The sequence below is a fragment of the Algibacter sp. AS12 genome, assembly GCF_046736315.1.
GTDB classification, from domain to species: domain Bacteria; phylum Bacteroidota; class Bacteroidia; order Flavobacteriales; family Flavobacteriaceae; genus Algibacter_B; species Algibacter_B amylolyticus.
This window is the reverse complement of the sequence record NZ_CP151841.1, coordinates 2,622,454-2,638,011: the sequence shown is the minus strand read 5'-3', so window position 1 is coordinate 2,638,011 and position 15,558 is coordinate 2,622,454. Positions and strand designations below refer to the sequence as shown.

At 32.9% G+C, this 15,558-nt stretch carries 7 protein-coding genes; all 7 read right to left on the bottom strand.

Annotated elements, in window-relative coordinates; all coding sequences use genetic code 11:
- Positions 1-426: 426 nt before the first annotated feature.
- The gene (locus tag AAFN75_RS11100; RefSeq protein WP_411806372.1) at positions 427-2,025 is read right to left on the bottom strand and encodes a RagB/SusD family nutrient uptake outer membrane protein; all 1,599 of its coding nucleotides are present in this window, start codon (positions 2,023-2,025) and stop codon (positions 427-429) included.
- Between the two features lie 42 nt (positions 2,026-2,067).
- Entirely contained in the window at positions 2,068-5,193 is a 3,126-nt protein-coding gene (locus AAFN75_RS11095) for a SusC/RagA family TonB-linked outer membrane protein (RefSeq protein ID WP_411806371.1), read from the bottom strand.
- 41 nt (positions 5,194-5,234) lie between these two features.
- Positions 5,235-6,782 carry a fasciclin domain-containing protein gene (locus AAFN75_RS11090; protein WP_411806370.1) on the bottom strand — a complete coding sequence of 516 codons (1,548 nt, stop codon included), beginning with the start codon at positions 6,780-6,782 and terminating at the stop codon, positions 5,235-5,237.
- A 27-nt stretch (positions 6,783-6,809) separates the two neighbouring features.
- On the bottom strand, positions 6,810-8,441 hold the full coding sequence (locus AAFN75_RS11085) for a fasciclin domain-containing protein (protein ID WP_411806369.1): 1,632 nt from the start codon (positions 8,439-8,441) through the stop codon (positions 6,810-6,812).
- A gap of 41 nt (positions 8,442-8,482) precedes the next feature.
- Positions 8,483-9,943 (bottom strand): RagB/SusD family nutrient uptake outer membrane protein, encoded by a 1,461-nt coding sequence (locus tag AAFN75_RS11080; RefSeq protein WP_411806368.1) that lies wholly within the window; start codon positions 9,941-9,943, stop codon positions 8,483-8,485.
- A gap of 23 nt (positions 9,944-9,966) precedes the next feature.
- The gene (locus AAFN75_RS11075) at positions 9,967-13,143 is read right to left on the bottom strand and encodes a SusC/RagA family TonB-linked outer membrane protein (protein ID WP_411806367.1); all 3,177 of its coding nucleotides are present in this window, start codon (positions 13,141-13,143) and stop codon (positions 9,967-9,969) included.
- Positions 13,144-13,233: 90 nt separating this feature from the next.
- The gene (locus AAFN75_RS11070; protein ID WP_411806366.1) at positions 13,234-15,534 is read right to left on the bottom strand and encodes a fasciclin domain-containing protein; all 2,301 of its coding nucleotides are present in this window, start codon (positions 15,532-15,534) and stop codon (positions 13,234-13,236) included.
- Positions 15,535-15,558 lie beyond the last annotated feature (24 nt).

Genomic DNA, 15,558 nt, shown 5'->3' with positions numbered 1-15,558 from the left:
AAAAGGCTTATAATTTATACTGATTGCACATTGAATTATATTAAGACACCTGTAGTCTAAATATATTTACAGTGTAATTAATTGTTGATGTAATGCTAGAGATTGCATCATTATCTAAAGCAATTAAATATTAAAATTTGAGTTAGTTAGTTTTAGTTTTTCTATTATAAGCAGTTATAGTTTCTATAGCTGCTTATTTTTTTTGTAGCTGCTTCATACTCTACTTTGACGAAACAGAACAAATACAGCTAATTAAAAGCCTTCTATTAGCCATTATTAACTCCGTATTCTACATCTAACAACACCTTTATCATAACAAAACTAATAAATAGCTTAATGGCATTCTATTATAACGAAAAAAACTCCAAGTAAAACTTGGAGTTAAATTATTACCACCTTAATTGGTAACTTATCTACGAAAAAAAACTACTCTTCTATAAAATTATTTGGAATAGCTAATGGTAAAAACCAATTAGATTCATCCATTAATTTTGCTTTTACTGTTTGCCCTTGAGCCGTATTACCAGCAGCTTCAAACTTAGCATAAACGGCATCAGCTAAAATACTTGGGTTGTTATTTGTTTTAGCAAAACGCACTAAGTCTTCCCATCTATTACCTTCAAAAGCTAACTCTAAGGCTGCCTCGTTAAGAATAAGAGCTCCCACTTGACGTATGGCATCTGAACTTTCTAAATCTATATCTAGACCTACAGGCGCCAAACCTGCACGACCACGAACACCTAAATCTCCAAAAATAGGCTCGTCATCACCATTATATAAAAAATAAAAATCATCATCAAAGTTCAAATAACCTTCCGCATTATTAAAAATAGGCGCGTCAACAGGCTCGACATCTGGATTATTAAAAATACCATTTAAAATCGCCAAAGCTTGTTCTGAATGCCCTAGGTTATTAATAGCTTCTATATATCTTAAGTATACTTTTGCTGATCTATACCATGTGAAATATTCGTATTGATATTTTAAAATTTGAGGATTTGCACTATTAATTGTTGCAGAAAGTTCTGCTCTTTGATCGTAATCCTCTAGTGGTGTGTCCTCATAAACCATGGACTGATTCTTCCAATTGGTTATAAGAGATAAGGATGGCTTTAATTGATTTTTTATTACTGCAAAACTGCTGTTTGGTTGTCTAAACTGCTCACTAAAAGCAACAAAATTTAAAACAGCGTTTGAACTAACTCCTTCATCGAAAATATCTGCCCAACCATCAGAATACGTGTAGTTTCCATTACTTTCACTAACAACAATTCTATTAGTATCCAAATTATATAAACCAAGGTTTTTATCTAAAAATGCTTTGTAACGAGTTGCCGCCATGGTGTTATCTCCTTTCCATAAATACAAATCACCTAAAAGTACATCTTGATCTGGAATCATACTAAAAACAGAAAACCCTAAAGAAGATCCATATTTAGTTACATTTTCAACGTCTTCAATTTCTTGAAGATTTGCGATTAACTGATTTAAAGCTTGATCCATATTTAACAATGGATAGGTATCATCTAATTCATCACTTGTTCTAATTGGTTTTGTAATGTAAGGCAGTTTACCATAATTAATTAAAACTTGCATTTGCGCCCAAGTTCTAATTCTTAAAATCGATGCGTAATCATCTAATAATTGATTTTCGTAAGCTTCAGTATCAATACCTTCTAATGCAAAATTACAGTTATTAATAATTGAGTAAAACGTAGTAAAATCGACATAACTATTATTAGCGCTTATTTCGTGATTATTAATTTCACGAAGTTCATCAGTAGTATTTGCATTTACATTAACTAAGTCTGCACGTAACTCACCAAGCACTACATTTTGTGCTACAATTGCTTGCATTTGTGAAAGCACGCCAAACAATGCCGATCTTGCATCTAATTGATCATCGCCTAGGTAATCATCGGCAAGCAGTACTTCTTCAGGGTCTACTTCTAAAATACTCTCACAGGAGGTAAAAAGCGTTAATCCTAAAAGAATACTGAACGTAATATTTCTATATTGTTTCATTTATATTTATTTTTTTTAATTTGAATCTCTCTTAACCAAAAATTATATTCCTATTCTAACGCCTATTAAAACTGACGTATATTGCGGTGTTAAACCAGCATCGATACCCTGTAAGAAACTCGTTTGCGATGAGCTTACTTCTGGATCGTATCCTAAATAATCAGTAATAGTAAACAAATTGTTTGCTGTAATATAAAACGTTGTATTAAAAACTTCTGGCGTATAAGAGATAGAAAGTGTTTTTAAACGGATGTATGATCCATCTTCAATCCAACGATCTGAAAATCTTGAATTCCCCATAGCATCTCCATAAACAGCACGTGGAATTGTTGTGTTTTGGTTAGCCACTGTCCAACGATTAGCAACTGCTTGACTTTGATTTGCTAAACCAGACATAGATTCTGTTTGCCAACGTTGTGCATTATACACATCGTTTCCTTGACTAAAAGAAAATAAAGCTGATAAAGAAATCTTATTATAAGTAAATGTATTGTAAACCATACCAGTAAAATCTGGGTTAGGGTTACCAATTACAACTCTATCATCTTCATTAATTACATTATCAGAATCATTAGTATTCACAAAACGCACATCACCAGCAACAAAAGGTTGTTCGAAACCAGCAAAATCGTTCCAACTTAAACCGGCATTAGCAGCCTCGGATGCATTGTTATAAATTCCATCTGTTTTATATCCATAAAACAAACCTAATGCACTTCCTTCTTTATTTATAATTGTAGCATTTACACCGGCAATATCATAAATTTGTTGATCGCCTGGAAGTGAAATAATTTGGTTTTTGTATTGCGAAATATTTCCACCAATATCCCAACTAAATTTATCGGTATTAATTAATCTAGCATTAATTCCTAATTCGAAACCGTTATTTTTAAGTTTTCCGTCGTTAGAAAGAAAACCTTCGCTTCCATAAACTTGGTTAATACTTGTTTGATTTAATAAACCGTCTGTAACATTATTAAAATAATCAAAATTTAAAGATAAACGCTCGTTAAACAAGCCTAAGTCCAAACCTAAATTTGCCTTAGTAGTTTCTTCCCAACGGATATTACTTTGTGCTATATTCCCATTAACTAGTCCTGTACCTTCTAAGAATCGAGTAGATACAAAATAAGATTCTGCATTATAGTTTCCAATACCGTCGTTACCTGTTAAACCATAACTTGCTCTAAGTTTTACTTTATCGAACACCTTAGAATCTACCATGAAATTTTCAGAAGAAATTAACCAACCTGCCCCTAAAGAAGGAAACACACCTACAGAGTTATCATCTCCAAAACGAGAAGAACTATCAAATGCAATGTTATAACTAAAGAAATATTTACTTAAAAAAGCATAATCTGTATTGGCATAAAGTGAAGCATATTTCCAGTTACCAATACTTCCTGAAGTTACATATGTTTCTCCATCACCACTATTTAGTGATGTAAATTGATCATCTGCAGAGTTTCCGCTAATAGAATATGAATTTTCGTAACTATTTTGATTGTAACGTATTCCTAAATTCATTGAGAAATCGTGAACATGATCCACATTAAACTTATAATTTAATCTTGTATCGTTATAAACAGAAAATAAACTCTCTATACTCACTTTTGATGTACGGTAAAATGAATCACCATATTCATTATCTTCATTTGAAAGTCCTAAATCTGGTAAAAACACATTCTGTCTATTTTTAATATAGTTTGCACCTGTTAAAGATTTTAAGGTTAATTTATCTGAAATTTTATATCCAAAATTAAATTGACCGTAAAGATTATAATCTTTAGCTGCAAATGTAGCAATATCGGTAATGGCTTTAGGGTTACTAAAACCACCAACATTATCTACGTCTTCATAAATATCTGTAATTACACCATCTGCATTTTCTGTAAAAGGTGCCAGAAACGGTGATTTATTAAGTGCCGAAAAAATTGGCGATGAGCTTACCAAGCCATCATCAAATAAATTTCTATCAGTATAACTTACACTTAAGTTTGTAGTTAAAGACAATCTTTCTGTAATACTTGTTTCTGCATTAAAACGTGTTGTAAAACGACTAAACGTTGAGTTAGCTAACACACCATTGTTAGTTGAATAGCCAATGGACAATCCGTATTTAGCAATTTCATCGCCACCAGTAACTCTTAAGTAATATTCGTTAACATAATCGTTACCAAATACCTCATCTTGCCAATTGGTATTATTATGATATTTCTCGTAATCTTGAAACGATGGATTTTCGTTAAAATAAGGTAAGTTAGCAATGGCGTTATTTGCCGCTGTATTACCCATAGTTGAACTATTTAACTGATTAGATAAGTATGTTTTAAACTGATTAGCATTCATCATTCTAATATTGTTAGGTGCAATATTTAATCCACCTTGAACATAGAAATCGATTTTAGTTGAAATATCATTGGTTTTATTTGTTTCAATAAGAATAACACCATTTGCAGCTCTAGAGCCATAAATTGACGCCGCATCTTTAATAACCGTAATATTTGCGATATCTTTTGGATTAATATCAGATAATGGATCGTAATTATACCCTTTAATAATAGAATTATTGCTAAATGTATTTGTTTCAATCATCATACCATCAATAATAATTAATGGCTGTGTTGAACTATTTAAGGTATTATACCCTCTAATAAAATTATTGGCACCAATACCTGGAACACCAGAACGCATAATACTTCTCATACCGCTAACTTCATTACCAGAAAGCATATTAGCAATAGACTCCTTAGGTGAAGAAATATCACCTGCTCTAACAGAAACCGCTTTTACTACCGAAGTGTTGCTTTGGTCTCTAAGTGGCAAATGAATTGTTTGGTAATACGAAATGAAATCTTTGTTATTAATTCTAATTTCAACATTAGAACGCCCTTTTAATGCAACCTCCTTAACTTGAAGTTCTGGGTTACTAATAACCAACGTAGCTCTACTGTCTGGCACTTTAATAGTAAAGGCCCCGTTTTCGTCTGTTGTTACAGAAGAGAAGCTCCCTACACGTATGTTAACACCTGGTAACGGTTTATCATTTGTGGCATTAACCACAGTACCTGTAACCGTATTATTCGATTTTTCCTGCCCCTGCAATGCAAAAGTAATTCCGAAAAATAGAATAAAAAACATGGAATATGTATTTTTTATTTTCATCATAATCAGATAATTCTTGTTTAAATTTTAGTTGGTTTAAATACTTACTCTACTGGTGTTAATTCTACATAATCAAGACCAAACTTACGATCGTAAAGAATAAGTTCAGCATCAATAACATCTACTATTACTTTAAGTTTAACAAAGTAATCATTGTCAATCTCATTGTTAACAAACACAGGGATATCATATATATCTCCAATAGTAACAACCCCCTCTTCTAAATTACTTACATCAATGGCATCTATTTCATGAACCACAGTTTGCTTACTAGCATCTACATAACTTAACTCAAATTTTAGCTTTGTCTTTTTAGATGCTCCAACTCTTGAAAACTTTACATTAATTTTATAACTAGCAGACAATACATTAGTAAAAGCAACTTCTACATAATTATTACTATCATTATTATCTGGATTTGCTAATAAATTTACTGTATTAGTAAATCTACCTGAAGCTGTCTCATCGAAATCTTGTACTACGGAAAACTCAGATAGGTTCCCTATGGTTCTTCGTTCTGGATTTTCAATTTCGTAACGAATTGGTTTATACATTACATTTTTAGGGTCATAATTTAATTCATTTACAACAAATAAATTTCCATTACTTAAACTAAAGTTTTCTGTTACAGAAGCTGGGTCTATAATAACATTATTCCCTGCTGTATTTCGATTTGTAGTAATACCATCTAAATCTTCCAACTCTACTATAGGAAAAAAGTTTAAATTATTAAAAATGGTTCTATTTGTATTAGTCTTAACAGAATCTTCAACAGGAAACTGATAGAAATCTTTAAAACTATCGTAAACTCCAGTATAAGCAGCATCAGTTAAACCAAGAAAGGTAAAACGACTTTCTTCAGAGCTTAAATCTCCTATGGTACTAAAACGTGTGTTTGTTATGCTAAAAACAGAATCATAAACGGTTTGACCTAAACTATTCTGACCTAAAGAAACACTGTTTTCTTCATCGAAAGAGATTTTGTTAAACTGCTCGAAATATGTAATTAATTCAGGAAAATCATTAGCGTTATCGTTAAGGTAACTCCAAATATTTGGACTCACGGTTAAAACGTCTGACATTTTATGAAGAACACCATTAGTAGTTAGAATATCTGCATCCTGTACTGCAACATCTCCAAATGTTACTTGACCTCCTGCATTAGAAAATTCCACATATTTATTATTGAACATTTTAACTAATACTGAATTGTCTTGCAACTCTTCATTATAAGATATAGTAGAATTATAAGTAAATCTAGAAATATGATTCCCTATTAATGCTGTTAAAGCAACATCATCGTTTAAAATGGTACTTGATACCATACTTAAAGCCTCATTATTTGGCGCCCAAACCGTGAAGGCTTGCGAAGACGATAGCAGATGCTCGTAACCCGTTTGTTTAATTAATTGCAAAAAGGTAGAATAATCAGAATCACTAGAAAGTGTTTCTAATATACTAGTTTCCAACCTGTCGTCTAGCTGTTCGTAGTGCTCCTCTAGAGCCTCCTCTTTACAGCTAAAAGCGAAAAGAATAAGCACTATAGCAAGAGTACGACTAAGGGTTGCTATGAAATTATTTTTATTATTCATTTTAAGTTCTTTAATTATTATTTTTAATTAGTCTACTGGAACAAACTCTACATAATCAATAGGTATACCTCCTGATCTAATGGTTTCAAATCTAAAAACATGACTTTGTTGTTCAGGACATAGTAACTCCTCTGTTACAATAAATCTAGACCAACCAGCAGTTTCGGCTGATGTTGGTGAAGCTGCAGCATATTCATCTACTGAAACCCCTCTAACATATCCTCTTTCTCTCATTGCAAGCGAATCACCAAAAATGCCCATTTCACCTGGATGTGTTCTCATATCCCATTGAGATCCTATAGGCTCACCATCCCAATAGGCTTGAAGTATTGGTCTACCATTATTTCCTTGGTTCCCACATACTCTAACTTCATACTTTCCTTTAGGAAGCACTGGTGTATCCCATTCAAGCCATGTAACTCCACCTAGATTTAAAACAGATTTTCTGTCGTAAGCATGAGCTCCATTGTTTAGAATTCTTACCCTAGTCGATGGAAAAACCCGAAACGATTTAAAATCATCTGTTGGATTCCAATCACGGAAACCAATTTGACCAGATTTAAACTCTAGTAAATCTGTACCAAAATCAAAAATTACTTTCTTTGCTTTAGGAATAAAAATAGTTAGTAATTTATCGACAGTGTGATACACACCATTTTTAGCTGGAATATTACTATAATCTGAAATTAAAGATGTCCAAGTATCATTAGTTCCTGTTTCAGTTTCGTTTATTCTAAGTTCTTTATCAGTTTTTAGAGATTTTATAGCATTTTTAGGTAAAACCGTACTAATAAATCCGTCAACTGGAAAATCCGCAGAGTAAAGAAAAGTTCCTGTAGCATGGTATGCTATAAAGCGGTTTAAATTGTTATTAGCATCCATATAATTTGAATCGTCTGGAGAAATAACGCTTACTAAATCGGCAAAAGAATTTATACCGTTTTCACTGTATATATCATCTGATTCCGCTAAAATTGTAAAGTTGTTTTTTACACCATCGGCATTAAAAATAACAGAAAAATCATCATAATATCCCGTTTGCTTTAAGGCTTCAATAAAAATGCTATGCTGTCCTGCATTTTCCATTACTAAAGTAACAGGATCAACAAACGGAGATAAAACACCGTCTACAGCATGTATAATACCGTTATCTGCATCTATATCATATTGATCTAAACCAACTTCTCTATTTATTTTAATATTAGCAATACCACCGCCGGCTAAAAATGATGTAGTAAGAAAATCTCCGGTATACGTTGTATCTGCAACACGCCCTTCAACAAAAGAGCTAGTAGCTCTTCTTGTTGGCAAAGTATGAAACTTAACAATTGTTTTTAAATATTCTATTTGATCTTCTGATGTTACTTCTGCAACCGTGCTTACATTAAAGGTTTCTTGTAGAAAAGGTAGAACCGCCTCGTTTGTAGGCGCCAAACAGGTATAACTACCATAACTTTTTAACGAGTTATAATATTCTGTTTTTTCTAAAATTTCAACATACATTGAAAATTTTTCAGGGTTAGATACTAGCGTTTGCGCAATACTCATCTCATCGGTAGTAAAAAACGTAGAATCTTCAAGGTCGTCATGACAACTATTTATTAATAGCATAAACAGCCCAAGACAACAAATCGAAGCAAATAATTTTTTAGTTTTCATAATGTTATCGTTTTTTTATTTTTATATTCAGTTATCATTTCTTAGTTAGCATAATACGGGTTTTGCACTAAATTATCATTTAAGTTAATTTCATCTTGAAAAATAGGTAGAAAATAAGATTCAGGATCTGTGTAAGAACTTAAAATTTGTTCGTAATCATCGGCACCTGCTTTAATATCAACTAAATTTAAAATGAGTTCTTGATTTTCAAAATTATTACGACGAGCAAAACGTAATAAATCATACCAACGTTTACCTTCAAAAGCAAATTCTTTTTGACGTTCTAATAATATAGCTGTTAATAAACTTTGCTCATCTAAACTTGTATCCAATGGAATAGGTGCAGCACGAGTATGCACTGTATTTAAAAGATTGAAAGCTTTAGTTAAATCCTTTTTTTCTGCTGATAAAACATAAGCTTCTGCTTGCATTAACATGATATCGGCGTAGCGGTAAAATATAAATGTATTATAATACTCATCTGTAGCACGATATTCCCCTGTGTCATCAATACCTGCGTATTTAAAAACATAACCTGTTTCTCTATCATAGGTAGCATAATGTCCTCTAACATCGTCTGGAACTTGTCTATAAAGCTCCATAATACCATTATAAGCTAAAAAATCGGCCCCTAATTCTTGAAATGCATTCCTAATAGTATTATTAATATCACTAAATTGAAGTTCAAAAATACCTTCAGCAGAATTTCCTTCAAAAAATATGTCGTTAAACCAATCGGCACCATCTACTAAACTATAGCGACCTAAATCCATTAAACGTTGTGTAGTATCAATACAATCTGTATACTGCTCGTTCCATAAATAAGCATCTGCCAAAATAGCTAAGGCAGCACCCTTGGTCATTCTACCTTTATCATGGGCTGCAGATTCTGCATAGCCTAAATTAAGATTATCAACTGCGTTGTTTAAATCTCCTATAATTTGTGCTAAAACTTCCTGTTCAGTGCTTTTTGCCGGATAAAAATCGGTTTCGCTAGTTGATGTTCCTGTTAATATTAACGGCACATCTTTAAAGTTTTTAACTAAAATTAAATAGATTAAAGAACGAATAGTTGTTGCTTCTGCTTTAAAGTTATTTAATTCTGGAATAGTAAACGTTTTATCCTTTTCTTGAGCACCATCGGCAAACTCCAATACTAAGTTGCAATAGTTTATAGTCTTATAAAAATTTTCCCAATCTGTTAGTCCATTGGTCGGAATCATATAATTTCTTAACATGTTTAGGTCGTTACTACCTGCTCCAGATGAAACCATCATCTCTGCTCTTAATTCTCCCCATTTAAGTACCTTATCGGTAAAACCAGACTGATTCATAGAGGCGTAACACCCTGCTACTGCAGAGCTTACATGTTCTTTGTTTTGCCAAAATTCTTGTTGAATAAGGTTGTCCATTGGTTCTAACTGCAGGTAATCGCTACATGAAGACAGTGTTACCAACAACATTGGAACCATTATAAATATTTTAATTATGTTTCGTTTCATAATATTTTTAATTTTATATACTTTTAAAATGAAAGATTTACACCTAAAGTTACTTGCTGTGGTCTTGGCGTTTGATTGGTATCGTAACCTAGTTGTTTCCAATCACTACTATTTCCGGTTTCAGGATCTACACCTGAGTATTTTGTAAATGTTAACAAGTTAGTACCCGTAACATAAACCGAAGCGTTTGTAAAATTCAATTTACTAATAAACTCCTTAGGAAGGCTGTATCTTAATGTAACAAACTTCATTCTTAAAAATGATGAATCTTCTAAAAAACGATCTGAACCTAAAGTATTAACTGGACTGTTTAATATAGCTCGTGGTATATCTGTTTCATCGCCTTCAAATCTCCAACGGCGTAATACTGCTGTACTTTGATTATCGTAGCTATCCATACTTTCAGAATTCATACGTGCAATATTTATCATTTTCTGGTTGTAACGAAAGTTAAAAAATGCATTTAATTGAAAGTTTTTATAACGAATATTAGGACCAAAACCACCATATAACAGGGGATTAGCGTTACCTAAGTACACCACATCTAAACGGTTTATATTTCCATCTTTATTAACATCCTCATACATAGCTTCACCTGCTGCGAAAGCTCTACCATTATTGAAAACTAAATTTTTAGGCTCTCCATTAAGATCGTAGATAATTTCGCCATTTTCGTCACGTGCAATTAAATCGTCTTGTGTACTAAAAACTCCTAAATAACGGTATCCATAAAAAGAACCTATAGGGTTTCCTTCTTGAATTCGTTTTAAATATCCACCAGGACCAGTAGTTAATGGGTTTCCTTCCTCGGTATCTTGTGCATCTGCAACACGTTTAATTAAGTTTGTGTTTCTTGCAATGTTGAAATTAAAATCAAGCCCAAAATCTTCATTTTGAACAATTTTAGTTCTTACACTAAGTTCAAAACCACTATTACTAATATCTCCTAAATTTAAAAATGGTACAGAAGAGAATCCAGAAGTAGTAGGTATTGCTGCTCCTTTAGTTAAAAAATCATTAGTATCTTTTTGGTAAAATTCTAAATCTCCACTTACTCTTCTATCAAAAAACGAATAAGTAAGCCCTATGTTTTTTTGAATTACCGTTTCCCAACGTAAGTTTGTTAATTCCATACTAGATGGTATAACTGGTATTTCGCCTAGGTAATTGTAATTGTATGTACTATAGATATTATACTGCCCATAGTTAAAATTTGGTGAGTTACCGTTTTCACCATAACTAGCACGAATACCTAACTCATCAATAAATTCAAAAGACTCCATAAAAGGTTCTGAAGATAAAATCCACTTAGCTGCTACACTTGGAAAGGTTCCATAACGATACTCGCTACCAAATTTGGAATTTCCTTCACTTCTAATACCACCACTTAAAATATAGCGATCTAAAAATTGGTAATTAAAAGCAAAATTAGTGGCTAATGACCTGTATTGCGTAAATGAAGAATCTAATGAATTCCCAGACCCTTCAATTCGAGTAAGGGCTATTGGTGTTTGTATAGAACTACTTGGGCTGTTACTTCCAACAACCTCGTATCCTTGACTCGTTTTTTCAAATGTTTGAAACGATAGACTTGATAAAAAAGAGTGGTTTTCACCTAATTCCGGCATCCAGATTAATTTATTATCGGTACGCATTACAAAAAACTCGGCGTCCGAAAAAGTTGCTCTATTAGCAGCCGAACTTGTCCAGTTTGCACCTAATGCTTCTTCTGGGACAAACAAAGATGATTTATCTACATTAATATCAAATGAAATAATAGATCTAAAATCGAATATCTTATTAGGTCTATAACTAAATCTAAAAATTGGAGAAATCCTATTATTTTCAGTATTATTTGTAGACAGTCTTGCCATAGCAACTGGATTATAATATTCTATTCCACCACCTTGATAGGCATCAATAGGTGTATAGTATTCATCGGTTAAATTACCATCATTATCTACTTGATAAATAGATTGATTAGGCATTTTAATTTGTGCTAAACCTCTAATGGCTATTTGCCCTAAACTATTATCTTTTGAGTATGAACGATCTAACGACCCATGACTATAAGCAAGCTCGGAAGCAATTCTAATTTTATCAGAAATATTGTAATCTAAAATAGCTCTAGTTGTAAATAATTTAAAAGCACTACCTACGGTTGTTCCTAATTGGTCTTTATAACTTGCAGAAACACGGTAAGACGATTTCTCACCACCACCAGATACACCTAAAAAGTGTTCATTGGTATATCCTTTTTGCGTAATTTCATCTAGCCAATTGATGTTTTTATTATAAAGCTCATATAACTCGTATTCCGGGTCAAACTCTACTTGTGGTCCTGCATCAGCATTAGTAGCAATATGCTCATCTTTTATTAAGGTTGAGTATTGATCTCCGTTTAGCATTGGCGTTCCTTCTGGTTGCCATGCTGAAGTACCTTTGAAACTATATGAAAATCTAGCTTTACCCTTAGTTCCACGTTTAGTTTTAATAAGTAAAACACCGTTTGCAGCTCGCGATCCGTATTGTGCAGTTGCCGCAGCATCTTTTAACACCGAAATTTCTTCAATATCATCTGGCGATACTCCAATCATGGAAGCATACTGCTCCTCATCAGCAGATCCAAAATCAAATAAATCATCAATTTCAGTTTCAAAAGGCACACCATTAATTACAATTAAAGGTTCTGATGATGCGTTTAAAGATGATGTACCACGAATACGGATAGATAATCCAGCTCCCGGATCACCAGAATTAGCTACAATATCCACACCACTTAATCGACCTTGTAATTGATCGACAATACCAGCTGATACTGTTTCACTAATTTCCTTAGTTGAAATGGTTTCCATGGCCGTAGCAATTCTACGTTTATCCATTTCAAACTCTCCTGTAAATACTTTTTTAGTGCCACGAAGTACAATAGCATCTAGCTCTGAGACATCTTCTGCTAGTGTAGCATTAATTGTGTTTTCATTTCCAGGAACAACCTCCTTAGTTAAAAAACCTACATACGAAAATGTCAAGGTGTGGCTCGTTTTGGAAATAGCAATAGAATAATTTCCATTAAAATCTGCAATTACTCCATTAATAACACGATTATTTTCATCCTTTTCAGCAATTGTGGCACCCGCTAGAGGCATTCCGTCGCTCCCTAAGATTGTACCTGTAATTATAGATTTTGATTGTGCTGACATATTGTACACCGAGAACAGCATACATACTATCATTAAGACATATGAATATGACCTGTATTTATCCTTCATATTTAAAAACTTTTAGTTTTATTATTTTATATAATTATTGATTTCGTGTATAACAACTCGTTTAGACAATATATTTGTCGAACCATTTGTTGTTACAGACTCTCCTGATGCCTCATTTGTTAGCGTAATTGAAGATGTTGTATTTACAACAGAAAACTGATCGTAAACCGGTGCAAAATCAATTACTTGACCAAAATACATTGAAGGAAAGGTTCCTGTAGACTTCCCATCTGTTGTTAAGGATTGCTGTAAGAAATGTTTTTTAGCAAAATCTAATAGATCTCTTTTTGCAATAGCTTGATTTAAATCGTCTAATCCAGATACTGTGCTTGGTTCTACAATTACTCCATCGGCAATTGCTTGTGCAACAGCGGCGTTATTAGGCGCAAATAAGGTGAATGTTTTTTGTAGGTTAAGAAAGTTAATCAATTTATCATCTGAACCTATTATAGTAATTAAAGCATCGGCCGTTTCTAAAACTTCGATAAATGAAGAGAAACTAGTTACATTATCCTCATTAGCAAGAGCACCATATGTAAACTCTAGTGGTCTTTCAATAATATCACTCATTTCGTAAAAATTACCATTGTCTGTTTCGGTAGTACTAACTACTTGCGAAGATCTATTTAGAAGAATATCTCCACCTCCTGCTGCAGAGTTACCATCGAAAGTGTAAACATACTCACCGCTTCTAGCTTGGTAAAAATTATTTGCAGCAAAATCGACATCTTCATCAACTATATTATTTAGAACAATATCCTGTATAGTTGTCCACATGTAAGCAAAATCTGCAGAATACGTACTTGAATCTTCATTGGCGTATGTACGATTGTTGGCATCATCAGGATCACCTGTTACCTCCATAGTAATTGATAAAAACCCGTTTTCTGAAACTTCAGGAACGATTGTAATCATTCGTGTAGCACTATTAGGATCCGCCACATTAACAAATTGGTCATTTTTAATTCCAAGAATTGAAAAACGAACAGCCTTACTCTCTAAAGCTGTATCAATTCCTAGGTTTTGAATCGCTCTAAGCATAACGGCGTACTCTGGATCCAATAATAAAGGCCCCATAATGGTACCAAAACTATTGTTAGTATAAACTGTATTAACACCTACAAAAAACCCATTACCACAAAACTTTTTATCAACAACATCTCCAGCTTTATAATCTACTAGTTTTATACTAGTATCATAACTTTGGCCAAAACTACTTGGACAAATGTCATAGAAGTTATTAAAAAAGTAAGGCGATAAAAATTTTCCCACTACATCTAATGGCATATCATCAAACGAATCATAAAACCTACCTAACACACTATCTCCATCTAGATAAGCATCTAAAGCATCATTTGTTGGTGCTAATAAGCCCCATGCATAAGCTAAGGTACCATCGATATTGGTTGCGTAATTTTCATCAGCAGGATTAAAAGGTAAATAATCATTTTCCAATCCAGTTGCAAATCTTAATTGAAAAATTTCTTCTGTCTCACCGGTCTCTTCATTAAGCACATCTCCAATTGATCTTATGGTTGAAAAACGCTCTAGTAACTTTTTAAATGTTGAATACTTATCGTTATACTCCGGTGAAGAAAGATTTTCATATAAGTTTTTATGGGGCTCTAAAACTTTATTTAAAGCATAAATAATCCCATTTTCTGCAACAACGTTTTGTTGAGTTACATGAGCATCAAAAACTTTCATATCACCTGGATTATACGTTTCTCCTGGAAACATAAAATCGTAATCGGTAGTTTCAAAACCATAATTATCTATAAACGAATCTAAAAAATACACAACCGTTTTCAACCTTCCTAAGCTAGGATCTATTTTATAGATACCAGAATAATCAGTTGTATTGTAATCTAAAATATGCTGTAACGTATCCGAATCAATTTCCGTATACGGTTCTTGATACTGCGTTCTACGTCTAAAACTCTGACCTTCATAAAACCTATTCTTAAAATACGTTAATGTTGTAGTATTCCATCCGTCAATAACAATAGAAAATTTTAGAATATCGTCTAGTCTTTCTGCTGGTATGGCCTCAAAATTTGCATAACCTTCATCACTCATAAATTGCTCAAAGGCATCATCTTCAGGAGCAAATATTGTCCAAGAGCCGCCTTTAGACAAAGGCTCTTTATAAGCCGACTGATCTAATGCTTGTAAATAATAATTAAATGTACCCAACGACTCTAGCTGAGTATAAATAGTCCCTGCCAGGTTATCCGGACGGGCGTACTCCAACGGATCTGGCTTGCAACCAAATGCAGCCATAATCACACAAAGTATAATTAAACTTTTTCTATGCATCATTTTTTTTGCCATAATTAATATTAA